Here is a 25,420-nt window from a genome sequence, read left to right as displayed (position 1 = left end):
CCCGCACGGAATGCGAGAAGCAGCAAGGCATGGATCATTTCGACCTCGGCACTTATCGCCGCCCCATCTCCACGTCCTCCCCCGAAACGCAGCGCTGGTTCGATATCGGGCTGAACTGGTGCTACGGCTTCAACCACGAGGAAGGCATAAAGTGCTTCGAGAAGGCGCTGGAGACCGATCCAGCTTGCGCCTTTGTGCATTGGGGCATCGCCTATGCCGCCGGGCCTTTCTATAACCTCACCTGGAAGGAACATGGCAAGGCCGAGGCCGATCATGTCGCCAGGCGCTGCTTCGAGCATGCGAGGCTGGCGCAAGCCAATGCGGCGAGCGCCAGCCCTGTCGAGCAGCAGCTGATCGAGGCGCTGGCCGCCCGCTTCCAGCAGCCGCATGGCGTGAGCGCCGCGGAATTCGAAAAATGGGACGACGCCTATGCCGCCGCCATGCGGCACGTCTATCGCGACTTTCCCGATGACCATGACGTCATGGCGCTGACCGTCGAGGCGCTGATGATGCGCACGGTGCGGCGCCTGTGGAACCTCAAGACCGGCGCTCCTGCGCCGAATTCGGACGTCCTCGAAGCGCTGGATATCTGCGAACGCTCGATCCGAATGTCGGACGAGGCAGGGGCCGCGCCGCATCCGGCGGCGCTCCATCTCCACATCCATCTGCTCGAGATGTCGACGCAGCCCGAGCGCGGCATGCGCTCAGCGGAACGGCTGGGCACGATGTGTCCCGATGCCGGCCACATGAACCATATGCCTGGGCACATTTACGTGCTTTGCGGCGAATATGAGAAGGCAAAGCTCGCCAGCGAGAAGGCGGTGCGCGCCAACGACCTCTACCTCGCCTATGCCGGCGAGCCGACCTATTACCTGCTCGGCTGCTGCCACGACCTGCATCTGATGATGTTCACCTGCATGTTTCTTGGCCAGTACCGCCCTGCTCTGTGGGCGGCCGACAAGGTGCGTAACCTGGTGACGCGCGACGTCGTCAGCATCCCCGAGCGGCCGAAGCTGACGCAGACGGTCGAGGGCTATCACGCGATGAAATCGCATGTGCAGGTGCGCTTCGGGCGCTGGCGCGAGATCATCGACGAGCCGATGAATAGCGAGCCCGACCTCTATGTTGTGACCGCCGCGCTGCAGCACTACGCCAAGGGCGTGGCGCATGCGACGCTGCGCGACTTCGCTTCCGCCGAGCGCGAACGCGAGTTGTTTAGCCGGCAAATCGAGAGTATTCTGCCCGAGCGCCGATTCTTAAGCAACCCTACGAAAGCCTCGCTCGCCGTGGGCGCGGCGCTGCTCGACGGCGAGCTCGCCTATCACCAGGGCCGTCACGACGAGGCCTACTCGCATCTGCGCCGCGCAGTCGAGATCGACGACAATCTCTCCTACACCGAGCCATGGGCCTGGATGCATCCGCCGCGCCATGCGCTGGCGGCACTCCTGCTCGACCAGGGCCACGCGGCCGAGGCCGAGCAGGTCTATCGCGACGATCTGGGCCTGAGCGGCGCCGTGCAACGCTGCGCCCAGCATCCGGACAATGTCTGGGCGCTGCACGGCTTGGTCGAATGCCTGAAGCGGCGCGGCGAGAAAGAGGAACTGCCCAGGTTGCAGGCGAAGCTTGCCACGGCGCTGGCCAAGGCGGATGTGGCGATCACCTCGTCCTGCCTCTGCAGGACGAGCGTGCCAGCGGATCATTGCTGCTGTCACTAGGGCGTTCCACCGTTTCACGGAAACGGCGAACCGCTCTATCTCCTTGTTTTGACGCAATTCCGGACGGAAAACCGCTCACACTTTTCCTGGAATTGCTCTAGGCGTGCTGTTGCTCCGCGACGACGGCGCCAGCCGCTACGAGAAGATCTCCGCCAGTTCGTCGATGCTCGCTCCTTCCTTCGCCTGGCGCAGTTCGACGTAGCTCACCGCCGTGGCGATCGAGAGCACCATCGACACCACGGTCTGCACCAGCGCGGCTCCGATCTCGGCGATGATGCCGCCGAACAGCACGAGAACCAGCAATATCCCCCACTGGATGATCATCGCGATGATGATGAGAATGAGAAACAGGCCGAAAAGCGACCAGCGGCTGCCCTTGGTCAGAGCCCGGCTGCGCGACATCGAGCCGAACACGCCCCGACGCTCCTGGATGAGGACCGGCACCGACATCGACCAGCCGAGCCACAGGATGATGCCCGGCACGATCAACAGCATCAGGCCGATACCCGCGCCGAGACCGACGAGAAGGCCGACCGCGAGCGTCGGCAGCAGGAAGCGGATCGCAATCTGGATGCAGTCGCCGAAGGACGGCCGCTTGCCGTTGAGGTCCTCGATGGTCGCCCGCACCAGCGCCGATTGCAGCAGCAGCGCACATATGAAGGAGATCAGCCCGGCGAAGATGGTGATGTAGGAATTGCGGAACATGGCGCTTGGGTCGGCCATGGCGGCGGGGTCGCGCTGCATCATTGCGTCGATCTGCGGCTGGGTCCACAGCCTGATGAGCAATGCCGGCAGACCCGCAAACAAAGCCGCCAACCCCACGCAAAGTCCGATGTTTCGGCCAATCACGCCGAAGGTGTTGCTGAATACCCTGCCGATCTCGAATCTGCCGGGTTGTCCCAATGTCACAGTCGTCATGATAATTTCCCCCGAACCACCACCGTATCCAACGGATGACTTCAAAGTAAATTTGCCAAGATTAAAGGGCTACGTCCAGTGCGCTTGCAATTGTCATGGCGTATTGCCAGTGTCGGCCCCGAACCGCAGGTTGCAGGGGGAACGAGCGGGTGACAGCCGCAGCGACGGAGGGGGCCGGACGGCTGGCGCAGTTGCACAAGCAGCTGCTGGCCGACGATTCGATCCAGTTCGGGCTGCCGACCTATGTGCGGCCCGAGCCGCCGGCGTGGTTGAAGCCGTTTCTGGACGGCCTGGCAAAGCTCGGTCCGTATATGATCTACCTGTTCTGGGGCGCGGTGATTGTCGGCGTCGCGATCATTGCTTTCCTGCTTTTCCTCGAGGCCAAAGGCGTTGCCTGGCGCCTGCCATGGCGGCGGAAACGCGAAGAGACCGAAGCGAAGGAAGAGTGGCGTCCTGACGCGGGCGCCGCCCAGATCCTGCTCTCCGAGGCCGATGCGCTGGCAGCGCGCGGCGAATATGACGAGGCGGTGCATCTGTTGCTTCGCCGCAGCGTCGCCGACATCGCCACGCGGCTGCCCGATTTCCTGCGGCCGTCGCTCACCGCGCGCGATATCGCCGGCGCGGGCTCCATCCCCACCCGGCCCCGCGCCGCCTTCAGCGAGATCGCCCGCATCGTCGAGGCAGCCTTGTTTGCCCGCCGTCCCGTCGGAGTCGAGGGCTGGCGGCAGGCGCGCGGCGCCTATGAGCGTTTCGCCTTTCGGGATGCCTGGGCATGACCGCGCAGATGACAGGGGCAGCGCAAGAACCGTTCAGCCGCAAAACCCTGTTCTGGGGCATTTTCGCCAGCCTGCTGGCGGCGGCCGGGTTTTTCCTTTTGTCCACCTATGCCCCCGATTTCCGCGAGCCCGAAGGCGGCGGCACGCCGTTCTCGAAGGGCGGCACCGGCTATGCCGGGCTTGTCGAATGGCTGAAGCTGACCAACGGACAAGCGCCGCCGATGGAACGCGGCGAGAAGGACCTGGCGTCCCCGCTGGCCTCGACTTTCCTGCTCGTCGTCACCATCGCACCGGGCAGCGACCCGGCCGCGCTCGACCACATCATCAAGCTGCGCTCGGGCAAGGACACGCTCTTCGTGCTGCCGAAATGGCAGACCTTTCCCTTGTTCAGCCATGACGGCTGGGAGACCAAGGTCGAGCGGCTGCCCAACACGGTCGTCAACGACTGGCTCGGCCGCATCGCCAAGGCGAAGCTCGGCGAGGCAAAGAACACGCTCTCGCAGATCAATATCGCCGGCCGCACGGTGCCCGCGCCGGAGGACCTGCAATGGGTGGCGGACGACCATCCGCTGATCGCGGCCGGCGACGGCAGGGCTATCCTGACGGAGCTCGACAACGAACCCTTCTACATCCTCACCGATCCCGATTTCATCAACAATGCCGGGCTGAAGGACGAACAGACGGCAGCCGCCGCGCTCGACATGATCGCCATGCTGGAGCCCGCCAAGGGCGCCGTCATGTTCGACCTGACGCTGCACGGCATCGGCCAGAAATACGATCTTGCCAAGCTGTTGGTCGAACCGCCCTTCCTGGCGCTGACGCTGTCGGTGCTGGTGGCCGCCGGGCTCGCCTTCCTGCATGGGCTCGGCCGCTTCGGCCCGCCGCGTGCGGAAGGCCGCGCTATCGCCTTCGGCAAGCGGGCGCTGGTCGACACCACGGCGATGCTGCTCAGGCGCGCCGGGCGGCTGCAAGAGCTTGGCGACCGCTATGCGGCGCTGATGCGCCAACGCGCCGCTGCCTTGCTTGGCGCGCCGCACGGGCTGCAAGGCGAGGCGCTCGACCGCTGGCTGGACTCCCGCGACAAGGATGAAGCGCACGGCTTCACCGCGCGGTTCAAGGCAGTGAATGATTCCAATAGTTTGGCCGGAATGCATGAAGCAGCGGAAAAGCTGCATGACTGGACGGCAAGGAGGCTCGGTGAACGTCGATGAAGTGAAGGCCCTGGCGAACGCGATCAGGGAAGAAGTAGCGAAAGCGATTACCGGGCAGCGCGATACCGTCGACCTGATGCTGACTGCGCTGTTTGCTGGCGGGCACATCCTGCTCGAAGGCCCGCCGGGCACCGCCAAGACGATGACGGCGCGCTGCTTCGCGCAGGCGCTCGGCGTCGCCTATGGCCGCATCCAGTTCACGCCCGACCTGATGCCTGGCGATATCGTCGGCGCCAACATCTACAATTTCCAGAGCGGGCAGTTCACGCTGACGCGCGGCCCGATCTTCTGCGACCTTCTGCTTGCCGACGAAATCAACCGCACGCCGCCGAAGACGCAGGCAGCACTCCTCGAGGCCATGCAGGAGCATGCCGTCACCTTCGACGGCACCACGCATTCGCTTGGCCGGAATTTCATGGTGGTGGCGACGCAGAACCCGATCGAACATCAGGGCGTCTATCCGCTGCCCGAAGCGCAGCTCGACCGCTTCCTGTTCAAGCATCGGGTGAGCTATCCGGACCTCCGGGAAGAGCGCGCCATCATCATCCATCACGGCGGCGGCTCGGCCTCGCACGATATCGAGCAATACGGCATCAAGGCGCGGACCGACCGCAAGACGCTGGAAGCCGCCCTTGCCACGGTCGGCGAGGTCACGCTGGTCGACGATATCGTCGGCTATATCGCAGCACTCGTGCGCGGCACGCGCGAAAGTCCTGACCTCGAGGTCGGCGCCAGCCCGCGCGCGGGCGCCATGCTGGCGCGCGCCGCGCGCGCCAGGGCGGCGCTAGACGGCCGCAACTACGTCATCCCGGACGACGTCAAGGCTTTGGCCGTGCCGGCGCTGCGCCACCGCGTCGTTCTCTCGCCGGCAGCGCAGATCGACGGACGGCTGGTCGAGCAGATCGTCTCCGACCTCGTCGACCACACGGAAGCGCCGCGTTGATCTATCCGAGCGGCAGAGCGGTCTGGGCAGCGGCGGCGGGGGCGATCCCCGCCTTCCTGATCGCGCTCGCTCTGCCGCATGTCTGGTATCTCGGCCTGTTGTGGATCTGCCTGCTGCTCGCCTTCCTGGCGGTGGACGCCGCCGCCGGGCGAGGCCGCGCCTCGCTCAACGCCACGCTGACGGCGCCGCCGCAGGTCGGCGTCGGCGGGCGCTTCACGCTGCACATCGCGGCGGGTTTCGGCGCCAAGCCGCGGCGCCTGCAGGCGCGTGTCGGGCATGACCAGCGGCTCCAGCCGGTCGCCGGCACCGGCGGCGCGCTGCCGGCCAATGGCGGCACGCTCGACCTCGAATTCGAGGCCATCCGCCGCGGCATCGCCAGTTTCGACCGGTTGTGGCTGCGCTGGCAGGGTCCGTTCGGGCTGATCTGGAACCAGGTCGTTCTGCCGGTCGATCGCAAGGTCGCGGTGCTGCCCGACGTCAGCAGCGCGCGCGACGAAGCGATCACGCTTCTGCAGCGCTCCGCGCTTGCCGACGGCCATGCACAGAAGCGCGCCGGCCAGGGCCGCGAGTTCGAGGCGCTGAAGGACTACCAGCCCGGCATGGGCCGGCGCATGATCGACTGGAAGCGCAGCGCCCGCCACGGCAAGCTTCTGGCGCGCGAATTCCGGATCGAGGAGAACAACAACATCGTCCTGGCCATCGATAGCGGCCGGCTGATGTGCGAGCCCGTCGACGGCGTGCCGAAAGTCGACCGTGCGGTGACGGCAGCACTTCTGTCGGCCTTCATCGCGCTCAAGGGCGGCGATCTCGTCAGCCTGTTTTCCTTCGACGCCCGGCCGCGCGTCTCCAGCGGCGCGGTGCGCGGCTCGCCGAGCTTCACCATGATCCAGAAGCGCGCCGCCGAGATCGATTATTCGACCGAGGAAACCAACTTCACCCTGGCGCTGACCACGCTTTCGGCCAGGCTCGACCGGCGCTCGCTGGTCATCGTCTTCACCGATTTCGTCGATCCGATCAGCGCCGAGCTGATGCTGCGCACCGTCGGCCGGCTGACCGAGCGGCATCTGGTGCTGTTCATGCTGATGAAGGATGTGGAGCTGGAGACGCTAGCCGACATGGCGCCGGCGGCGCCCGAGGATGTCGCCCGCTCCGTCACCGCCGGCGACCTGTTGCGGCAGCGGCAGGTGGTGATCGGCAGGCTCAGGCTGCTCGGCGCGCATGTCATCGAGGCCGACCATCAGCGGCTCGGCCCGGCGCTGGTCGGGCGTTATATCCAGCTCAAGGAGGAAAACCTCTTATGACGCTGTCGGCCGGCACCGATGCGGTGCGCCAGTCGCTGGCAAGCTTCCGCCAGGAGCGCGAAGCCGACTGGAAAGCCTTCGAGGCGCTGCTGGCGCGCGTCGAGAAGCGCGCGCCGCGCGCGCTGTCGGAAGACGAGCTGCTGTCGCTGCCGCTGCTCTACCGCTCGGCGCTGTCGTCGCTTTCGGTGGCGCGCGCGACCTCGCTCGACAGCGCGCTGATCGCCTATCTAGAGGCGCTGTGCCTGCGCGGCTATTTCTATCTCTACGGCGCGCGGCGATCGTTGAGGACGCGCATCGGCGACTTCTTCCTGCACGATTGGCCGGCTGCGATCCGCGACCTTTGGCGCGAGGTGTGGACATCGGTCGGGTTGACGGTGATCGGCGCGATCGCCGGCTATTGGCTGGTCGCCTCCGACAAGCGCTGGTACGACGCCATCATCGCGCCGAGCCTGGCGGGCGGGCGCAATCCGGATTCGTCGACCGAGACGCTGCGGGCCGTGCTTTACGGCGGCGGCGACCATTTTCTGTCGGGCTTTGCCGCCTATCTCTTCACGCACAACACGCAGGTCTCGATCCTGGCCTTCGCGCTGGGCTTCGCCTTCGCCGTGCCGAGCGTGCTGATCATCCTGATGAATGGCTGCATGCTCGGCGCCATCTTCCAGATCTATGCCGCCAAGGGCCTTGGCTTCGAGCTCGGCGGCTGGCTTTCGATCCACGGCACGACGGAGCTGTTCGCCATCGCCATCGCGGGCGCGGCCGGCATGCGCATCGGCACCAGCATCGCCTTTCCCGGCGAACTGACCCGCATGGCGGCGGCCGCACGGGCCGGCCGCGTGGCTGCGACCGCCATGATCGGCGTCACGGTGATGCTGCTTTTCGCCGGATTGTTGGAGGGCATCGGCCGGCAGACGATCACCAGCGACCTCACCCGCTATTCGATAGGCGGCGGCATGCTGGCCTTTTGGATCTGTTATTTCTACCTGTTCCGGATGGTGCGGCATGGCGACCGCTAGGGCAGCGAAGGTCAAGGACCCGGCAGCGCTGATCCGTCCACTGGTCACGCCGGAGGGCGTCGACCTCAGGGTCAAGCTGGCCGACGCCGGCACCCGGGCTTCGGGCTTCCTGCTCGACGTGGTGATCATCATCGTGGCGGCGGTCGTGGTGAGCCTCGTCGCGCTGTTCGGCCTTGGCGGGCTTGGCGTGCAGGATGCGCAGCCGCTGTTCATCGTCTGGATCATCTTCATCTTCTTCCTGCGCAACGTCTATTTCATCGCCTTCGAGGCCGGTCGGCGGGCAGCGACGCCGGGCAAGCGCATGGTTGGCGTGAGGGTCGCGTCGCGCAGCGGCGCCGGCCTCACGCTCGACCAGGTCATCGCGCGCAACCTGATGCGCGAGATCGAAGTTTTCCTGCCGCTGTCGATCCTCGCCGCGCGCGCCAGCGCCGATGTCGCCGACACGCTGACCACCATCTTCGGCCTGGTCTGGGCGCTGCTCTTCTCGCTGTTCCCGCTGTTCAACCGCGACCGGCTCAGAATCGGCGACCTGCTCGCCGGCACCTGGGTGGTCGAGGCGCCAAAAGTGGCGCTGCTCGAAGACCTTTCGCAGCGCAAGGATCCGGTCGCGGCCCGCTTCCAATTCAGTCCGGCGCAGCTCGACGCCTATGGCATCGCCGAACTGCAAAAGCTCGAGGAAGTGCTGCGCCGCGACGATTATTCGGCGCTGAAGGCGGTGGCGGAGACCATCGCCCGCAAGATCGGCGCCAGGGTCGAGCCGATCGATTCAAAGGCTTTCCTCACCGCCTACTATGGCGAGTTGCGCGCGCATCTCGAACGCAAGCTGCTGCTTGGGAACCGCAAGGCGGATAAGTACGCGCGGTAGCGCGCCTGAGTGATCTCAAATGAAGACGTCTCTGTCAGAACTCGAAATTCAAGAAATGGAAACACGGGCGGCGGCAGCCCAACCCGGTCCGTGGAAATCATGGGTCGAAGGCCGGGATTTCGACGGAGGATCGAACTTCATCCAGACCGGCAATGGGGCAGAACGTGGCGAGGACATAGAAATGTCCGGCGCAACAGTTGCAGACCAGGATTTTATGGCCGCCGCACGTCAGGACATCCCACGCCTGATCACGGAAGTGCGCCGACTGCGCGCACTTCTCACTCAGACCAAATAGAAGTCTCAGCGCCCTCGCCTACCCGACCCACTTCTCATAGTCCGACACCAAGAGGTGCACCGGCGAGACGTCCTCGTCGATGTTGGAGAAGCGGCCGATCGGCTCGCGAAAGACGTTGTCGGTGAGGTCGTCATTGACGGTGGAAACCTCGCCGATCAGCACATCCTTGCCCTCGGCCCAGAAGGCGTGCCAGACGCCGGGCAGCAGTGTCACGCTCTGGCCGGGATCGAGCTTCAGCAGGCCGCCGGCCGGCAATCTGGTGATGGTCCCGTCGACCGGTACCGAGACTTCGGCCTTCGGGTCGATGCCGCCGTCGCGGTCGTGCATGAACAGTTCCAGCACCAGCTTGCCGCCGCCGCGGTTGATGATGTCCTCGGCCTTGATGTTGTGGCGGTGCATCGGCGACAGCTGATCCTTGCGCGAAATCATGATCTTCTCGGCATAGAGCATGCCCATGCCGAGCTTCATGTCTTCGTAGCGGCCGTTGCGCACGGTGAACAGGAACAGGCCGAGCTCGTCGAACTTCTCCTGGCCGTAGTCGGTGATGTCCCAGCCGAGGCGCGAGGTGAAGATGGCCGAGGAGTCGGCCTTGTGCGCCTTCATCTCTTCCGGCGACCAATAGGCGAAGGGCGGCATGATGTAGCCGAAGGAGCGGATGAAGGCGTCGGCTTCGCGGATGATGTCGTTGATCTTTGAGCGCTTCATGGGTTCTTTTCCTTCCGGCCGCTGCCTGCTGAAATCTGACCTTCCGAATAGCCCAATGCCGGTCCGCTGTCGACGCAAACCGGCAGTTCTGGACCGTGACATCCGGCCGGATCGGGGCCATAAACCCAGTCGTTTTCTTTGAAGCGCATGTCCTCGTGCCGGAATCGGCAGGCATGCTTTGGACGGTGATCCCATGCCAAGCATAGACGACCTCGACACGCCGGCGATCCTTATCGATGCGGCACGCGCAGAAGCCAACATCAAAAAGGCGCAGGCGCATGCCGACGCGCATGGGTTGAAGCTGCGACCGCATATCAAGACGCACAAGCTGCCTTATTGGGCGAAGAAGCAGGTCGGGGCCGGCGCCGTCGGTATCACCTGCCAGAAGATCGGCGAGGCCGAGGTGATGGCCGATGCCGGGCTGACCGACATTTTTCTGCCCTACAACATCCTTGGCCGCGCCAAGCTGGAGCGGCTGAAGGCATTGCATGGGCGCGTGACGCTGTCGGTGACGGCGGACAGCCGTGAGACGCTGGAAGGCCTTGCCGCCACCTTCACGGATACCGACCATCCGTTGCAGGTTCTGGTCGAGTGCGACACCGGCATGGGCCGCTGCGGCGTGCAGAGCGCCGACGATGCACTGGCGCTGGCGAAAGTGATCGACAAGGCCAAGGGGCTCGCCTTCGGCGGGCTGATGACCTATCCGGCCGCGGGCCGCGCCGCCGAGGCGGAAGCGTGGCTGAAGGCCGCGCGCGACGCGCTTGCGGCGGCCGGCCTCGCATGCGAGCGCATCTCCAGCGGCGGCACGCCGGACATGTGGCGTTCCGGCGAGGACAGCGTCGTCACCGAATATCGGCCCGGCACCTACATCTATCTCGATCGCTACCAGGTCGCCAAAGGCGTCGGCACGCTGGACGATTGCGCGCTGACGGTACTCGCCACGGTGGTCAGCCATCCGACCCCGACCCGAGCCATCCTGGACAGCGGCAGCAAGGCGCTGTCCTCCGATACGCTGGGGCTGCCGGAGTTCGGCGAGTTGCTGGGCGTGCCCGGCGCCCGCGTCACTGGCTTGAGCGAAGAGCACGGCACCGTCACGCTATCGGACGGCGCCGCATTGCACATCGGCGAGCGCGTGCGCGTCGTTCCCGACCATTGCTGCGTGGTGACCAATTTGTTCGAGCAGGTGCATCTGATCGACGGCGACAAGGTGCTGGAAACGCTGCCGGTTGCGGCAAGGGGGCGGATGGGGTGAGGAGCGGCCTCTCCTTCTCCCCCTGTGGGAGAAGGTGGCCGAGCGAAGCTCGGACGGATGAGGGGTGCTCCAGGGAACACCAGCGCCTCACTCCGCTGGAACACCCCTCATCCGTCTCGGCGCTACGCGCCGATCCACCTTCTCCCACAAGGGGAGAAGGTTAGGCCCGCTCCGCCTGCCTTGCCGCAACCCTGCGCATCGCGGTGACGCGGCGCCGGAAAATCTCCGTGCGTATCGCCATCAGATGCAGCGCGAAGAACAGCACCGTGAAGCCGAGCGCCATCACGGCGAGCGGCCACAGCATCGAGGGATCGATGGTCGGGCCGCCGAGGCGGAAAACGGAAGCCGGCTGGTGCAGCGTATTCCACCAGTCGACCGAGAATTTGATGATCGGGATGTTGATGAAGCCGACCAGCGTGATGATGGCGGCGGCCCAGGCGGCGCGGCCGGCATCGTCCAGCGCGCGCGTCAGCGCAATGATGCCGAGATACATCAGGAAGAGCACAAACACCGAGGTCAGCCGGGCGTCCCACACCCACCAGGTGCCCCACATCGGCTTGCCCCAAATGGAGCCGGTGATCAACGCCAGCGCTGTGAAGGTGGCGCCGATCGGGGCCGCCGATTTCAGCGCGACATCGGCCAGCGGATGACGCCAGACCAGCGTGCCAAGCGCCGAGAGCGCCATGATCGTGTAGCACATCATGGCGAGCCAGGCGAAAGGCACGTGGATATACATGATGCGCACCGTGATGCCTTGCTGGAAATCCTCCGGCGCGGTGAAGCTCATATAGAGGCCAACGGCGAGCAGAATCGCCGCGACCGCCGCCAGCCACGGAATGACCTTGTCCGCCAGCCCGACGAAGCGCGTCGGGTTGGCGAGATCGGTCCAGGCGGCAAGCCGTGAGGTGGTATCGCTCATGCCGACCTAAATAGACCGACGATGGATCGAGGGCAATTGGACGGTTGTCGCAGACGGCGCGACCTTCCCTTCTCCCCTTGTGGGAGAAGGTGGATCGGCGCGATAGCGCCGAGACGGATGAGGGGTGTTCCAGCGGAGTGAGACGTCGGCTTTCCCTGGAGCACCCCTCATCCGGCCGCTACGCGGCCACCTTCTCCCACAAGGGGAGAAGGAGAAGCGCCGTGCTTACGCCGCTTCCGTGACCGGACGGCTGAGGCGCCGGACCTCTTCGTCGTTGAGCAGGCCGCCGGCGCGCAGCAGGCTGGCGAAGCGGCCGTTGCGCAGCGACAGCTCGGTGAAGCCGCCGAACTCCACCACCTTGCCCTTGTCCATGAAGACGACGAGGTCGGCGTCGCGGACCGTGGTCAGACGGTGGGCGATGATGAAGGTCGTGCGGTTGCGGCGCAGCTCGTCGATCGCTTCCTTGACGCGGTCCTCGGTCTCGACGTCGAGCGCGCTGGTCGCCTCGTCGAGCACCAGGATCGGGGCGTCCTTCAGCACGGCGCGGGCAATGGCGATACGCTGGCGTTCGCCGCCCGAGAGCTGGCCGCCACGCTCGCCGACGACAGTGTCGTAGCCGCAGCTCTTGGACAGGATGAAGTCCTGTGCGGCGGCGGCATTGGCAGCAGCGTGCACTTCGTCATTGCTCGCATCGGCGCGGCCGACGCGGATGTTGTCCTCGATCGAACGGTTGAGCAGGCCGGCGTCCTGGAAGACGGTGGCGATCGAATGGCGCAGCGACTTGCGGGTCACCGTGCGGGTATCGATGCCGTCGATCAGGATACGGCCGCTGGATGGCGTGAAGACGCGCTGCAACAGGTTGATGAGCGTCGTCTTGCCGGCGCCGGTCGGGCCGACGATAGCGACCGTCTGGCCAGCCTGGACCTCGAACGAGACGTCCTCGATGCCGTGGCCGGAATTGGCGAACTCGAAGCTGACGTCCTCGAAGCGCACATGGCCGGTGACGTTGGTGAGCTCGCGCAGGCCGTCGGGCTCGACGGTTTCGGCGGCCGAGTCTTCAAGACGGTAGAAGTCCTCGAGCTTGGCGCGCGCCTCGGAGATCTGGGTGGTGAAGGCCGACATCTGGTCGAGACGGGCGATCAGCATTCCGGCAAAGCCGGTGAACGCGACGACATCGCCGACGCGAAGCTGGCCACGGGTGACGAGATAGGCGCCGATCGACAGAACGATCATCATCGAGATGGTCGACGACAGCCGGTTCAGCGCATTGGCGATCGCCCACCAGTCGAGCACCGGGTTCTGGGCATCAAGCAGGTCCTTGACGTAACGCTTCAACGTCGCGGTCTCATGGCCGATGCGGTTGTAGCTCTGCAGCACGGCGACATTGCTGACGCTATCGGACACATGGGCAAAGACGGTGTGGTAGTGGCGCTCGACTGCGGTCTGCCCCGACTTGGTGTGGCGCATGACGATACGGCCGATGCCGACGTAAAGCACGCCGAGGCCGAGCAGCACGACGGACATGCGGATATCCATGGCAAGCGCGGTCGGCACCAGCAGCACCAGCGCGATTGCCGTCGACAGATGCACGCGCATGAATTCGAGCCACAGGCTGAACAGGGTCTCGACGGCGCGCAGCAGCGTGTGCAGCGAATTGGACGTGCCGCGCTGGTGATGCCAGGCGAGCGGCATGGTGATCACGCGTTCAAAGGACTGGCAGAGCACTTCGGAACGGCGGGCATGGGCGAAGCGATCGGCGCCGCGCGCAACCAGCACGAAGGCGACGACGTTGAAAATGCCGAGAGCGGCCCAGACGGCGAGCGTCGAGAACACCGGGCCTTTTTCCGAGATGGCGCCGATCACCCGGCCGAGCAGGATCGGCTCGAGGATTGCGATTGCCGCGAGCGCCACGTTGGCTCCGCAAATCAGCGCGACGCGCTTCTTGTCGGCCGCCAGATAACCCAGCGCTCTTAAGTAGATCTGCAGAAGTGACACTTCAGCTACTCCGCCAAACTCTTGTAAGTGCTCAATGCCGGTTTTGTGCACCGCACCATTTTCTGACACGTATCGGTTAATGTGTCGCGAAACAATGCGTCGTCTATCCCTTCCGTTCCCATTTAGCGAACAAAAGATGACGACGGTACGAAATCTGACGTGATCACCTAACGGTTTGAGATAAAAGGTGAAATGTCAGCCTTGCGGCAAAATAATGGCACTTACCCCGCACTGCCACATTTTTAATCACATGCTGCTTGCTTAGCCTGCCCTAAAGGAAGGCATGTGACCGGGCGCGGGAGCCTCGCCAAGTAAAAAACGGCGATCAGCCGCGCATCCCGGGGGACGCGCGGCCGACAAGCCAAGCCTTTGATTTTACGCAGGTATCCTGACGACGACCTCGGTCTTGCCGCCGGCCTTCGGCTCAAAAGACGTCGCTTTTTTCTTCGAGCCGTCGACTTCTAGCGAGATCGACTTGGTCTTTTTGTCGCGGATGACACGAAGCTTGATTTCGCCGTCGAACATCTTGAGCGTCGCGGCGTAGCCGTCCCAGTGCCCGGGCAGCTTCGGCCTAAACGTGATCTCCTTGCCGCGCCGCTCTATGCCGAGAATGCCTTCCACGGCGGCGCGGTAAAGCCAGCCGGCCGAGCCCGTGTACCAGGTCCAGCCGCCACGGCCGCCCTTGCCTTCGCCGGAATAAATGTCGGCGGCCACGACATAGGGTTCGACGCGATAATGCTCGGCCGCCGCCTCGTCCGAGGCGTGATTGACCGGGTTCAGCATCGAGAAGCAGCGATAGGCCTCGTCGGTGCGGCCCATTTCCGCCAGCGCGATGACGAACCAGGTGGCGGCATGGGTGTACTGCCCGCCATTCTCGCGCACGCCCGGCGGATAGCTCTTGATGTAGCCGGGGTCCTTCTGGCTCTTGGAGAAGGGCGGCGTAAACAGCTTGACGATCTTGAGCTCGTCGTCGACCAGCATCTCGGTCGCCTGCTCCATGGCCGTCGTCGAGCGCGCGGGATCGCCCTCGCCCGACAGCACGCTCCAGGACTGGGCGATGGAGTCGATCTTGCACTCGTCCGAATTGTGCGAGCCGAGCGGCGTGCCGTCATCGAAGCTGCCGCGCCGGTACCACTGGCCGTCCCAGGCGGTGCTTTCCAGGGCACGCTTGAGCACGTCAGCGTGCTTGACCCAGGCCTGCGCCCTTTTGGCGTCGCCCTGCCCCTTGGCGACAGGGGCAAAGTCGGTGAGCGTCTTCAACAGGAACCAGCCCAGCCACACGCTCTCGCCCTTGCCACCCTCGCCGACACGGTTCATGCCGTCGTTCCAGTCGCCGCCGAGGATGAGCGGCAGGCCGGCAGGGCTGCTGCGCTTGATCGCGAGATCGAGCGCCCGCGCGCAATGGTCATAGAGCGGCGCGGTGGTCTTGGTGATCTCCGGCGTGAAGAAGGCGTCATGCTCGCCCTCGCCGAGCTGCTGCCCGTCGACGAAGGGCAACTGCTCCTTGAGTATCCCAGCGTCGCCCGTCACCTCGATGTAGCGGGCCGTCGCATGCGCCAGCCAGACGACGTCGTCCGAGATCATGGTGCGCACCCCGGCGTCGGTACGCGGCAGCCACCAGTGCTGCACGTCGCCTTCGGGGAACTGCCGGCGCGCGGCATTGAGGATCTGGTCGCGCGCCAGCTTCGGGTCGTGCGCCAGAAGGGCAAGCGTGTCCTGCAACTGGTCGCGGAAGCCGAAAGCGCCGCTCGCCTGGTAGAAGGCCGAGCGCGCGCGGATGCGGCAGGCCAGGCTCTGGTAGGGCAGCCAGTGGTTGACCATGGCGTTCATCGCCTCGTCGGGCGTCTCGACCTGGATGGTGTCGAGGAAGCCGCGCCAGGCCTTTTCGTTGTCGGCCAGGCGCTGGTCGAAATCCTTGCCGCGATGGGCCTGCGCCAGCGCGCTCGCCTCGGCGGGCGTTGCCGCGTCGCCAAGCAGCCAGAGCAGCGTGACGTCGCCGCCGGCAGGGATGTCGATGTCACTGGCGAGAACCGCGCAGGGATCGTCGCCCGCCTCGATGCGGCCGGAGAGCGCAAGCCCGCCAAGCACGGCCTGCGGATATTCGGTCGTACCGTGCCTGCCGACGAACTCGGAACGGTCCGCGGTCACCGAATGGACGGGATGGCTTGCCGCCAGGAAGGCGACGCGCTCGCCGAAATCGAGCCCATAGGGGTTCTGCGCCAGCATGGCGCCGGTCACCGCGTCCCGGGAAGGCACGATGGTCGCCGCGGTGCGCGAGCGATGACCGCCCAGCACCCATTCGGCGTAGGCATAGACGCGCAGGCGCGCCGGCACGGAACCCGAATTCTGGATGCGCAACCGGCTGATCTTCACCGGATCGACAGGATCGACGACCTGCGTCAAATCCATCGACAGCGGCCCGCGCTTCGAGCGGAACGTCGAGAAGCCCTGGCCGTGCCAGGTCTCATAGGTCATCGACGGATCGCGAACCGTCGCTGCCATCGGCGAGAACGCCTTGCCGCTGGCGTGGTCGAAGACATAGAAGCCCTCGCCCGGCCGGTTCGACACCGGGTCGTTCGACCATGGCGTCAGCTGATAGTCGCGGCTGTTGCGGCTCCAGGTGAAACCGGCGCCTTCCGCCGAGACGTGGAAGCCGAAGGAAGCGTTGGAGATCACGTTGATCCAGGGCTGCGGTGTCGAGCGCCGCCCGGTCAGCCGCGTGACATAGTGGCGGCCGTCGCCGTCAAAGCCGCCGAAGCCGTTCCAAAGTCTGAGACCACCGCCGTCGGCGGCGATGTCGGCCCCGCCCCGGCTTGCCGGGACCGGCAAGGGCAGCGGCGGAACGGGCTCGCGCGGCGAGCCGCCCTCGGCCTGCAGCAAGGCATCGCGGGCCTGGAGCGCCGCTGTCTCGGCGCGTTCGAGCTGGTCGAAGATCGTGCCGTTGCGGGTATGCAGCACGACGCGCGCCACCGACAGCAAGGTCTTGTAGGTCGGCTCGTCCATCAGGTCGCGGCGTACCGCGAAGATGTGCTGGCGCGGCCCGAGCTCGCGGCCGCGCAGGCGACTGTTCTCGCACAGCGTCTCCACCGCGCGCTGCAGGTCCTGCACATAGGACGAGGCCTGCTCGTTGACGACGACGAAGTCGATCATCATGCCACGGGCCCGCATATACTCCTGGAAGCGGAGCGCCTGGGCGACGATCTCGAGATCGGCGACGTCGCCGATGCGCACGAGGAAGATCGGGAAATCGCCGGAGATGCTGGTCGGCCACAGGCTCGACTGGCGGCCGAGGCCGGACGCGATGGATTCCGCCGGCAGGCGCAGGAACGGATCGGGATAGATCAAATAGCGCGCCAGCTTCTGCACATTGGCGGCGTCGGTGAGGCTGAGGCCGAGATGGCGCGTCTGCACCTGGCTGCGCGTCCAGGCAAGCATGGCCTGGCGGGCAAAACTCTCCTGGTGGTCGAGCCGGGCGATCGCCTCGTCGAGCTCGTCGCGATTGACGCCGACGGCCGTCCAGAAGGTCAGCGATACCTTCTTGTTGGCCGGCACGCGCACCTGACGGCGCAACGCCGCCACCGGGTCGAGCGTGAAGCCCTGGCTGCCGGAAAGCCTGACGCCGGGGTCGAACGCGACGGCATCGGCGATGGTGCGGCCACGGCCGATGAAGGCGCGCCGGTCGGTCTCGGCCTCGGCGTCGCGCGACGGACCCGACGGGTCGGTGACGAAATGCACCATAGTGAGGTCGGGATCGTTCTTGTCGCGCTTGCGCCGCGTGGCGAAGATGGCGCCGTTGTTCGGCGCGATCTCGGTCTCGACGAACATCTTGGAGAACGCCGGATGCGCGTTGTCCGAGGCTTCGTTGCCGAGCACCAGCTCGGCGAAGGAAGTCACCTCGATATACCGGTCGGTGGCGCCGTCATTGTAGAGCGTGATGCGGCGGCCCTCGCCGTTGCCTTCGGAAATGACGATGCACTCGACTTCGGAACGCAGCGAGCCCACCGTCTTGGTGAAGCTCGCCTTGTCGTCGCCGAACAGCGTCTGGACGCGCTCGCCTTCGGCGCGCTTCGGTTCCGCCGTGGCCGACCACCAGTCGCCCGTCGCGGTGTCGCGCAGGAAGATATAGGAGCCGAGGCGATCCTCGCTCGGGTCCGGCTGCCAGCGGGTGACGGCAAGCTCGCCGAAGCGGCTGTAGCCGGAGCCTGTCGCGGTGACCATGACCGAATAGCGGCCGTTGGACATGACGTTGGTCGCGCGCAGCGCCTTGATCGGGTCGAGGACGACGCGGCTGTCGGGGCTCTCGGCCTCGGTCTCGTCCTTGGAGCGCTCGTCGGCCTCCGTCCGGACGGTCGCGGTCGGAATGTCGCGGGGCGCCTTCTCCTGCAACAGGAGCTCGGCCGACTCGATCACCGGGTCGCTGTGGAAGCGCTCGCGCAGCCGGCCCTCGAAAATGGCGTCGGCTACCGCCGCGATCGACATGCCGGAATGGTGCGCCATGTAGTTCTGCACCACGGCGTGGTCGGTGCCCTCGGGCACGCGCTGCGGCGTGAAATCGACCGCGTCGTAGAAGCCGTGACGGCCGAGCGCACCGATCGAGCGCAGCCGTTGCAGGTTCTGCACCGCTTCGCGCGGGCTGAACTGAGCCGCCAGGATCGTCGCGTAGGGCGCGATCACGGTGTTCTGGCCAAGGCCGCGCTTCAGGCCGAGGCCGGGCACGCCGAAATTGGTGTACTGGTAGGTGAGCTCACGGTCGCGGGCGTTGTAGGCCGCTTCCGAAATGCCCCAGGGCACGTTCTTGGAGCGCGCATACTGGATCTGGCGTTTGATGATCAGCTTGCTGGTCTGGTTGAGGATCGAGCCCTGCGGCTCCTTCATCACCAGCGGCGGCATCAGGTACTCGAACATCGAGCCCGACCAGGACATCAGCGCGCCCTGGAAGCCGATCTCGACGATCGGCCGTCCGAGACGGAACCAATGCTCGGTCGGCAGGTCGCCCTTGGCGATGGCGAACAGGCTGGTGAGCCGCGCCTCCGAGGCGAGCAGGTCGTAGCAGCTCTCGTCGAGCTGGCGGTCCTCGACGCGGTAGCCGATCGACAGAAGCTTGCGCTCCTGCCGCATCAGGAAGGAGAAATCCATCTCGAAGGCGTAGCGACGGCAGCGCTCGCGCAGCGCAAGCAGCTTGGCACGCAGCGCCGAAACCGCGCTCTCGTCATTGTGCGAGTCATGCACATGGGCTTCGCAGGTCGCTTCCAGCCGCTCCGCCCAGTCGGCAATGACATCGCTCTTCGGCGAAGCCGCCTCGGTGTGGATGGCGGTGGCGAGCTTGCGGATCTCGCCGGCCAGCACGGCAAGGTTGATGGTGCGGATCGACGCCATCTCAGGCTGCGCCTTGATGGTCGCGACGGCGCGGCGCATGCCGTCGAGACGGTCGGCCAGGCGCTGGCGCAGCGGTCGCAACTGCCGGCGGTCGTCCGGCAATTCGTCCAGGCTTTCGTCGAGAATGGTGACGGTGTCGATGATGCCTTCGAAATCGCCTTGCAGATGCACGGACGGCGCTTCGGCCCATTCGGCGCAGGAGGCCGCCACGGCGACAAGGTGGCCGGCGAGATTGCCGCTGTCGACCGCCGAGATGTAAAGCGGATAAAGCGGCTTCAGCGTCGTCGTGTCGTACCAGTTGTAGAGATGGCCGCGATCGCGCGGCATGTTCTCGATGGTCGTCATCGTGGCGTCGATGCGGGTGATGGCGTCCGACAGGCTGATCCAGCCGAAGTCGCGCGCCGACACCACCGAAAGCAGATAGACGCCGATATTGGTCGGCGAGGTGCGCGGCGCCACCACCGGCGCCGGGCTTTCCTGGAAATTGTCCGGCGGCAGGTGATGCTGCTCGGCGGTCACGAAGGTCTCGAAATAATGCCAGGTGCGGCGCGCGAAGGTGCGCAGCGCGTGAATGTCGGCGGCCGAGATGCGCAGCCTGTCCTCGGTCTCGGCCGAACGGCTGATCCAGCAGGCGACGGCGGGCGACGCGATCCAGAAAATGGCGAAGAAGAAGGCGACGAAGGCGCCGGTGGAATCGGCGAGCACCGGAATCGCCAGGCCGACGACGCCGATGATGACCGCGCCATACATCATGCCGTAATAGGCGCCGAGATCGTTGCCGCCCTTGGCTGCCTGCGAGGCGGTGCGCCATTCGAGCAGGTTCTGCCGGCTGACGAAGAGCCGGTAGATGGTGCGGACGATGGCATCTCCCATCATCCAGGCGAGATGCGCCATCAACAGCACTTTGAGCGCCACAAGCGCCGTGCCAAACACCGTGTCGCGCGCCAAAGCAGAGAAATGGCCGCGCGGCGTCTGGTCGCCGCTCTTGGGCAGGATGCCGTTCACGATGTCGAAGGTCGGCGCCATGAACAGGCTGAGGATCATCAGGGCCTGCCACTGCGCGGCCTGGGTGAAGGGCAGCAGCGTCCAGCCGGCGACGCAGGCCATGACCCAGAAGATCGGAGTGACCGAGCGGCGCAGATTGTCGACCATCTTCCAACGCGACAGCGCCGGCACGCCGGAGCGCGGATCGAAGATATAGCCGAGCAGCTGCCAGTCGCCGCGCGCCCAGCGGTGGTGGCGCGAGGCGTCGACCGAATAGCGGGTCGGATAATCCTCGACCAGCTCGACGTCGGTGACCAGCGCCGCGCGCGACAGGGCGCCTTCGAGCAGATCGTGGCTGAGAATGGTGTTCTCGTCGATGCGGTCCTTCAGCGCCGCCTCGAAGGCGTCGACATGGTAGAGGCCCTTGCCGGTGAAAGAACCGTCGCCGAAGACGTCCTGGTAGATGTCGGAGACGGCGAATACATAAGGGTCGAGGCCGCGATTGGCCGAAAAGACGCGCTGGAAGAAGGAGGCGTCGTCGCCGCTGGTCAGCGAAGCGGTGATGCGCGGCTGCAGGATGGTGTAGCCGGCGCTGACGACGCGCTTGACCGGATCGAAATGCGGGCGGTTCAGCGGATGGGCGAGCTTGCCGACCAGGCTCGAAACCGCATCGCGCGTGGTGCGCGTGTCGGCGTCGAGCGTCATCACATAGACGACCTTTTCCGGCAGCGGCACGTCGAGCGGCAGGAAGGTGGTGTCGCTGTCGCCACGCAGCAGAAGGTTCAGCTCATGCAGCTTGCCGCGCTTGCGCTCCCAGCCCATCCAGCAGCCCTGCGCCTGGTTGTAGAGCCGGCGGCGATGCAGGAGGTAGAAGCGCGGCGAGCCTTCCGACGGATAGCGGGCATTGAGCCTGGCGATCTCGTCGCGGGCATATTGCAGGATCTCGATATCGGCGGCGTCGATCTCAGTCTTGGAATCCGGCCAGTCGGACAATAGAGCGAAATGGATTTCTTCCGCCGTGTTGGCGAGGTGATGCACCTCGATGTTGCGGATGTTTTCCTCGACGTCGTCGCGCGAGCCGATCAGCGAGGGCACCACGACCAGCGTGCGCGACGCGGACGGGATGCCGTGCTTGTTGTAGTCGTAGCCCACAAGCCGGGTCGGTTTCAGGAACAGCGCCACCACGGTGTTGAAAAAGGCCAGCGCTCCTTCGCTGGCCGGCACCGCGAACAGCGCCAGCATCAGCGTGATCGATTCCACCGACAGGCCGAGATTGGCGAGCGCCCTGCCCGACAGCACGAGCAGCAGCGCCGTCAGCAGGAAGACCGGCCCGACGATGCCCATCCAGCCGGCGCTGGCAAAGCCGCGCTTGAAGGTCACATAGAAAGGCGGCCGGTAGCCGATCGCCTTTTCCAGTTCCTGCCGGCGCGGGCCGACCAGGAAGAAGCCTACATCGGTGTGCACGTCGGGATCGGCAGTTTCGGGCACGCCGGACGCATCGGTGACACCGGGCGTGTGGCCGGCAAGCTCGATCGCCTTCTCGGCCACCCGGTATTCGGACAGCTCCGAGCGCCGCGCCAGCTGCTCGATCGCGGTGCGGTACTGGTCGCGCGAGAAGAAATCGAGGTCGGCGAAATCGGTCTTGTCGCGCAGCAGCGTGTCGATGCGGCTGACGCCTTCGAACCAGACCGTCCAGTCGACGTCGTTGATGAGGCGCAGGCCGCGGATGATGTTGCCGGTGGTGACGTTGCCGCCGGACAGCGTCTGGTGCTCGGAGATGATAATCTCCTCGGCATCCGATCCGGTCTTTTCGAGCTCGCCTTCCAGCCATTCCAGCGCGCGGCCGGCGTTCTGCGACCCGTCGCGCAGGCGGTAGAGCAGCTGGGTGGCGAACGTGGTGTCCTGCGCATGCGCGCTGTAGTTGGACAGGATCCTGGTGCGGTCGGCATTGTCGTCGGTCGCCAGGACGCGGTCGGCGACCTCGTTGGCGACGTGGCGCATCTGCCTGGTGCGATCGACGCGCACGGCGATGCGGCGCAGGTTCTCGATCAGCACGAAGCGCAGCAGCGACGGCAGCGCCCAGAGTTCGCCGATCTTCATCGGCTCGACCGACTGGAAGCCCTCGACGATCGCCTTGAACATGTTGGCCGAAACGGAGCTGTCGGAGTGCTCGACATAGCTCCAGGCAACGACGAAGGCGCGCGGCAGCACCGTGCCGTCGCCGAGCGTGAGCGTCGGCAGCTGGCGATAGAAGCGGCGCGGCAGGTCGCGCTTGACCTGGAAGATGGTCTCCTCAACCAGGTAGTTGTTGTCGAGCAGCCATTGCGCGGCCGGCGTTATGGTCTCGCCCTTGGCCTGGGCGGCATTGGTCGAGCGGTAGACTTCGAGGATCTTCTTGGCGCTGTCGCGGATGCGGGCCTGGAACTCGAACGGGGCGAGGCCGAACAGTTCCTTGACCTCGCCCTTGGCGAGCGCAACGCCCAAGGCGCGCAGCCGGTCCTCGGGCAGGAAATTGGAGCGTATCGGCACTTCCGTCACCGTCGGGAAGCCGGCGCTTGTCTGTTCGATCTTGTTCGGATTCGTCTGAATGTTCATTGAAAATTCCGTAAGCGGGGGCGCAATGCGGCGTCACCGCCACGGCAATGGCCCTAAAACCGGTTCAATTGCAATTGGTTGCATGACTGATCGGCCGAAAGTTTGTTTTGCGCACCACAACAGGGGCGTGCCCTTTCGACAGCTCGTGGGCGAACGCCCCTCGCTCTTCGCCCCCGGTTGGATCAGGGCAAGGATTCAGGCTTTTTCGTGATACATGCAAGGGGCCGGGCGATAATTCGCCCGAGCCGCGATCATGTTTGGCAACAGCCGTTAATGGTTGGCGGCGAGGCGGTGGAGCTCAATCACGAAAAGCAGGCCCTGCCCCTTGGGCTGAAGCCGCAATTCCGGGCTGTCCCGGTCGAGGATCAGCGTATCGAGCGATCCCAGGCTCGACGCATCGTCCGTGAAGAGCGTGAAGCCTGCGTCGACGGCCAGAACCAGCGTCGTGTCGGCGCGCGGCGAGATGCGAATTTCACCGGAGAGCGCCCGGCGCTCGACCTTATGGGCCATGCGGCCACGGCGGGTCATGACGTTGAGATCAGTGATGGGGCCGCCGATCAGCGCCGCCCCGGTCGGCACGTCGCCTGGGAAGGCTAGTGGCGCCGAGGCCGTGGTCAGCTGCGCCGGCGGCTGGCCGGCGATGTCGAGGACGATCCCCTCGCCTTCCAGCACCGACAGCGTGCGGTCGATGCCGGCGAAACTCGAGAACGGCCCGCTGGTTTCGACTTTAGCCATCGAGATGCGCCAGTCGAAATCGTCGAGCCCGGCGCCATCAGGCGAGACGGCGATCTCGGTCGTCGTGCCGCCGCCATTCTTCCACGGCATGACTTTGTAGTCGGCGGCACGAAGGATGCGCATCGCTTTAGCCCAGGATGCCCGGCAGGTTGAGCTGGTGCTCCTTGGCACACTCGACGGCGATGTCGTAGCCGGCATCGGCATGACGCATCACGCCGGTCGCCGGGTCGTTCCACAGCACACGCTCCAGGCGCTTGGCAGCGTCCGCCGTGCCATCTGCGACGATCACCATGCCGGCATGCTGGGAGAAGCCCATGCCGACGCCGCCGCCATGATGCAGCGACACCCAGGTCGCGCCGGACGCGGTGTTGAGCAGCGCGTTGAGCAGCGGCCAGTCGGAAACGGCGTCGGAGCCATCCTTCATCGCTTCGGTCTCGCGGTTCGGCGAGGCGACCGAGCCGGAATCGAGATGGTCGCGGCCGATGACGACCGGCGCCTTGAGCTCGCCCTTGGCCACCATCTCATTGAAAGCGAGGCCGAGCCGGTGGCGGTCGCCGAGGCCGACCCAGCAGATGCGCGCCGGCAGGCCCTGGAACGAGATGCGCTCGCGCGCCATGTCGAGCCAATTGTGGAGATGCGTGTTGCCGGGGGTAAGCTCGCGCACCTTGGCGTCGGTCTTGTAGATATCCTCCGGATCGCCCGAGAGCGCGGCCCAGCGGAACGGGCCGATGCCGCGGCAAAACAGCGGGCGGATATAGGCCGGCACGAAGCCCGGGAAGGCGAAGGCGTTCTCGAACCCTTCGTCCTTGGCGACCTGGCGGATGTTGTTGCCATAGTCGAGCGTCGGCACGCCGGCGTTCCAGAACGCCACCATCGCCTCGACATGCTCGCGCATCGAGGCGCGCGCCGCCTTCTCGACTGCCTTCGGATCGCTGACGCGCTTCTCGCGCCACTCGGCCATCGTCCAGCCCTTGGGCAGGTAGCCGTTGATCGGGTCATGCGCCGAGGTCTGGTCAGTGACCATGTCGGGGCGGATGCCGCGCCTGAACATCTCCGGCACGATCTCGGCCGCGTTGCCGAGCAGGCCGACCGACTTCGCCTCGCCGGCCTTGGTCCAGCGATCGATCATTTCCATCGCCTCGTCGAGCGTCTCGGCCTTCTCGTCGAGATAGCGGGTGCGCAGGCGGAAATCGATGGAATCCGGGTTGCACTCGATGGCAAGGCAGGAAGCGCCCGCCATGACGGCGGCCAGAGGCTGGGCGCCGCCCATGCCGCCGAGACCGCCGGTCAGGATCCACTTGCCCTTCAGGTTGCCGTTGTAGTGCTGGCGGCCGGCCTCGACGAAGGTTTCGTAGGTGCCCTGCACGATGCCTTGCGTGCCGATATAGATCCACGAGCCGGCCGTCATCTGGCCGTACATCATCAGGCCCTTCCTATCGAGCTCGTTGAACTTCTCCCAGGTTGCCCAGTGCGGCACGATGTTGGAATTGGCGATGAGCACGCGCGGGGCGTTGGAATGGGTCTTGAAGACGCCGACCGGCTTGCCGGACTGGACCAGCAGCGTCTCGTCCTCGCCCAGCGTCTTCAGCGACGCGACGATGCGGTCGAAATCGTTCCAGGTGCGCGCCGCCCGGCCGATGCCGCCATAGACGACGAGCTCGTTCGGGTTCTCGGCGACCTCCGGATCGAGATTGTTCATCAGCATGCGCAGCGGCGCCTCGGTCGTCCAGTAGCGGGCGTTGAGCTTGTCGCCGCGGGGGCTGCGCACTTCGCGGATGTTGTGGCGTGGATCGTTCATCATTGTCCCTTTCGAGTAAGGCGG

17 protein-coding genes are annotated in these 25,420 nt (G+C 65.5%); 9 read left to right on the top strand and 8 right to left on the bottom strand.

The genetic code is table 11. The features are described 5' to 3' along the window. The first annotated feature begins 29 nt into the window (after positions 1-29). The gene (locus tag WDX12_RS25125) at positions 30-1,715 is read left to right on the top strand and encodes a hypothetical protein (protein ID WP_434722420.1); all 1,686 of its coding nucleotides are present in this window, start codon (positions 30-32) and stop codon (positions 1,713-1,715) included. Positions 1,716-1,850: 135 nt separating this feature from the next. Here the strand turns inward: WDX12_RS25125 and WDX12_RS25120 are convergent, their stop codons facing one another. Beyond that, complete coding sequence (locus tag WDX12_RS25120; protein ID WP_434722419.1) at positions 1,851-2,633, bottom strand: hypothetical protein; 783 nt, start codon at positions 2,631-2,633, stop codon at positions 1,851-1,853. Between the two features lie 149 nt (positions 2,634-2,782). Here WDX12_RS25120 and WDX12_RS25115 point away from each other — a divergent pair, with 149 nt between their 5' ends. The 7 genes from WDX12_RS25115 to WDX12_RS25085 are packed head-to-tail and all read left to right on the top strand — an operon-like array spanning position 2,783 to position 9,037. After that, a complete protein-coding gene (locus WDX12_RS25115) occupies positions 2,783-3,409 on the top strand; it encodes a DUF4129 domain-containing protein (protein WP_434722418.1) in 627 nt (208 codons plus the stop codon). Further along, a complete protein-coding gene (locus WDX12_RS25110; protein ID WP_434722417.1) occupies positions 3,406-4,620 on the top strand; it encodes a DUF4350 domain-containing protein in 1,215 nt (404 codons plus the stop codon). Before WDX12_RS25115 ends, WDX12_RS25110 begins: the two co-directional genes overlap by 4 nt. Beyond that, positions 4,607-5,563: an AAA family ATPase gene (locus WDX12_RS25105; RefSeq protein WP_434722416.1), complete on the top strand. Its 957-nt coding sequence runs from the start codon at positions 4,607-4,609 to the stop codon at positions 5,561-5,563. Before WDX12_RS25110 ends, WDX12_RS25105 begins: the two co-directional genes overlap by 14 nt. Next, entirely contained in the window at positions 5,560-6,864 is a 1,305-nt protein-coding gene (locus tag WDX12_RS25100) for a DUF58 domain-containing protein (protein ID WP_434722415.1), read from the top strand. The genes WDX12_RS25105 and WDX12_RS25100 overlap by 4 nt, the downstream gene beginning before the upstream one ends. After that, a complete protein-coding gene (locus tag WDX12_RS25095) occupies positions 6,861-7,877 on the top strand; it encodes a stage II sporulation protein M (protein WP_320297351.1) in 1,017 nt (338 codons plus the stop codon). Before WDX12_RS25100 ends, WDX12_RS25095 begins: the two co-directional genes overlap by 4 nt. After that, positions 7,864-8,742 carry an RDD family protein gene (locus tag WDX12_RS25090; RefSeq protein WP_434722414.1) on the top strand — a complete coding sequence of 293 codons (879 nt, stop codon included), beginning with the start codon at positions 7,864-7,866 and terminating at the stop codon, positions 8,740-8,742. The genes WDX12_RS25095 and WDX12_RS25090 overlap by 14 nt, the downstream gene beginning before the upstream one ends. A 19-nt stretch (positions 8,743-8,761) precedes the next feature. After that, complete coding sequence (locus WDX12_RS25085; RefSeq protein WP_434722413.1) at positions 8,762-9,037, top strand: hypothetical protein; 276 nt, start codon at positions 8,762-8,764, stop codon at positions 9,035-9,037. Between the two features lie 18 nt (positions 9,038-9,055). Here the strand turns inward: WDX12_RS25085 and WDX12_RS25080 are convergent, their stop codons facing one another. Together WDX12_RS25080 and WDX12_RS25075 are read right to left on the bottom strand one after the other, a co-directional pair. Then, positions 9,056-9,742 (bottom strand): D-lyxose/D-mannose family sugar isomerase, encoded by a 687-nt coding sequence (locus tag WDX12_RS25080; RefSeq protein ID WP_434722412.1) that lies wholly within the window; start codon positions 9,740-9,742, stop codon positions 9,056-9,058. Next, complete coding sequence (locus WDX12_RS25075; protein ID WP_434722411.1) at positions 9,739-9,891, bottom strand: hypothetical protein; 153 nt, start codon at positions 9,889-9,891, stop codon at positions 9,739-9,741. Before WDX12_RS25075 ends, WDX12_RS25080 begins: the two co-directional genes overlap by 4 nt. Positions 9,892-9,935: 44 nt before the next feature. Between WDX12_RS25075 and WDX12_RS25070 the strand changes: the two genes are divergently transcribed. After that, entirely contained in the window at positions 9,936-10,994 is a 1,059-nt protein-coding gene (locus WDX12_RS25070) for a D-TA family PLP-dependent enzyme (RefSeq protein WP_434722410.1), read from the top strand. A 160-nt stretch (positions 10,995-11,154) separates the two neighbouring features. On the opposite strand, the gene WDX12_RS25065 is transcribed toward WDX12_RS25070, so the two are convergent. The 5 genes from WDX12_RS25065 to hutU form a co-directional block, all read right to left on the bottom strand. Further along, positions 11,155-11,913 carry a heme ABC transporter permease gene (locus tag WDX12_RS25065; protein ID WP_434722409.1) on the bottom strand — a complete coding sequence of 253 codons (759 nt, stop codon included), beginning with the start codon at positions 11,911-11,913 and terminating at the stop codon, positions 11,155-11,157. A gap of 225 nt (positions 11,914-12,138) precedes the next feature. After that, positions 12,139-13,908 (bottom strand): glucan ABC transporter ATP-binding protein/ permease, encoded by a 1,770-nt coding sequence (locus tag WDX12_RS25060; RefSeq protein ID WP_434722408.1) that lies wholly within the window; start codon positions 13,906-13,908, stop codon positions 12,139-12,141. A gap of 375 nt (positions 13,909-14,283) precedes the next feature. Then, positions 14,284-22,863, bottom strand: coding sequence for a GH36-type glycosyl hydrolase domain-containing protein (locus WDX12_RS25055; RefSeq protein WP_434722407.1), 8,580 nt, complete (start codon positions 22,861-22,863; stop codon positions 14,284-14,286). Positions 22,864-23,133: 270 nt separating this feature from the next. Beyond that, entirely contained in the window at positions 23,134-23,721 is a 588-nt protein-coding gene (locus WDX12_RS25050) for a HutD/Ves family protein (RefSeq protein WP_434722406.1), read from the bottom strand. A 4-nt stretch (positions 23,722-23,725) separates the two neighbouring features. Beyond that, positions 23,726-25,399 carry a urocanate hydratase gene (gene hutU, locus WDX12_RS25045; protein ID WP_434722405.1) on the bottom strand — a complete coding sequence of 558 codons (1,674 nt, stop codon included), beginning with the start codon at positions 25,397-25,399 and terminating at the stop codon, positions 23,726-23,728. Positions 25,400-25,420 lie beyond the last annotated feature (21 nt).

Origin of the sequence: Mesorhizobium sp. RIZ17 (genome assembly GCF_051127865.1) — a bacterium.
GTDB classification, from domain to species: domain Bacteria; phylum Pseudomonadota; class Alphaproteobacteria; order Rhizobiales; family Rhizobiaceae; genus Mesorhizobium; species Mesorhizobium humile.
Note: the sequence above shows the minus strand (reverse complement) of the source record. Positions and strands in the feature narration are given on the sequence as shown.

Coding starts and splice junctions, on each gene's coding strand:
- WDX12_RS25125 (WP_434722420.1), top strand. CDS start 30: ATGGATCATTTCGACCTCGGCACTTATCGCCGCCCCATCTCCACGTCC.
- WDX12_RS25120 (WP_434722419.1), bottom strand. CDS start 2,633: ATGACGACTGTGACATTGGGACAACCCGGCAGATTCGAGATCGGCAGG.
- WDX12_RS25110 (WP_434722417.1), top strand. CDS start 3,406: ATGACCGCGCAGATGACAGGGGCAGCGCAAGAACCGTTCAGCCGCAAA.
- WDX12_RS25095 (WP_320297351.1), top strand. CDS start 6,861: ATGACGCTGTCGGCCGGCACCGATGCGGTGCGCCAGTCGCTGGCAAGC.
- WDX12_RS25090 (WP_434722414.1), top strand. CDS start 7,864: ATGGCGACCGCTAGGGCAGCGAAGGTCAAGGACCCGGCAGCGCTGATC.
- WDX12_RS25085 (WP_434722413.1), top strand. CDS start 8,762: ATGAAGACGTCTCTGTCAGAACTCGAAATTCAAGAAATGGAAACACGG.
- WDX12_RS25080 (WP_434722412.1), bottom strand. CDS start 9,742: ATGAAGCGCTCAAAGATCAACGACATCATCCGCGAAGCCGACGCCTTC.
- WDX12_RS25075 (WP_434722411.1), bottom strand. CDS start 9,891: ATGCGCTTCAAAGAAAACGACTGGGTTTATGGCCCCGATCCGGCCGGA.
- WDX12_RS25070 (WP_434722410.1), top strand. CDS start 9,936: ATGCCAAGCATAGACGACCTCGACACGCCGGCGATCCTTATCGATGCG.
- WDX12_RS25065 (WP_434722409.1), bottom strand. CDS start 11,913: ATGAGCGATACCACCTCACGGCTTGCCGCCTGGACCGATCTCGCCAAC.
- WDX12_RS25055 (WP_434722407.1), bottom strand. CDS start 22,863: ATGAACATTCAGACGAATCCGAACAAGATCGAACAGACAAGCGCCGGC.
- WDX12_RS25050 (WP_434722406.1), bottom strand. CDS start 23,721: ATGCGCATCCTTCGTGCCGCCGACTACAAAGTCATGCCGTGGAAGAAT.
- hutU (WP_434722405.1), bottom strand. CDS start 25,399: ATGATGAACGATCCACGCCACAACATCCGCGAAGTGCGCAGCCCCCGC.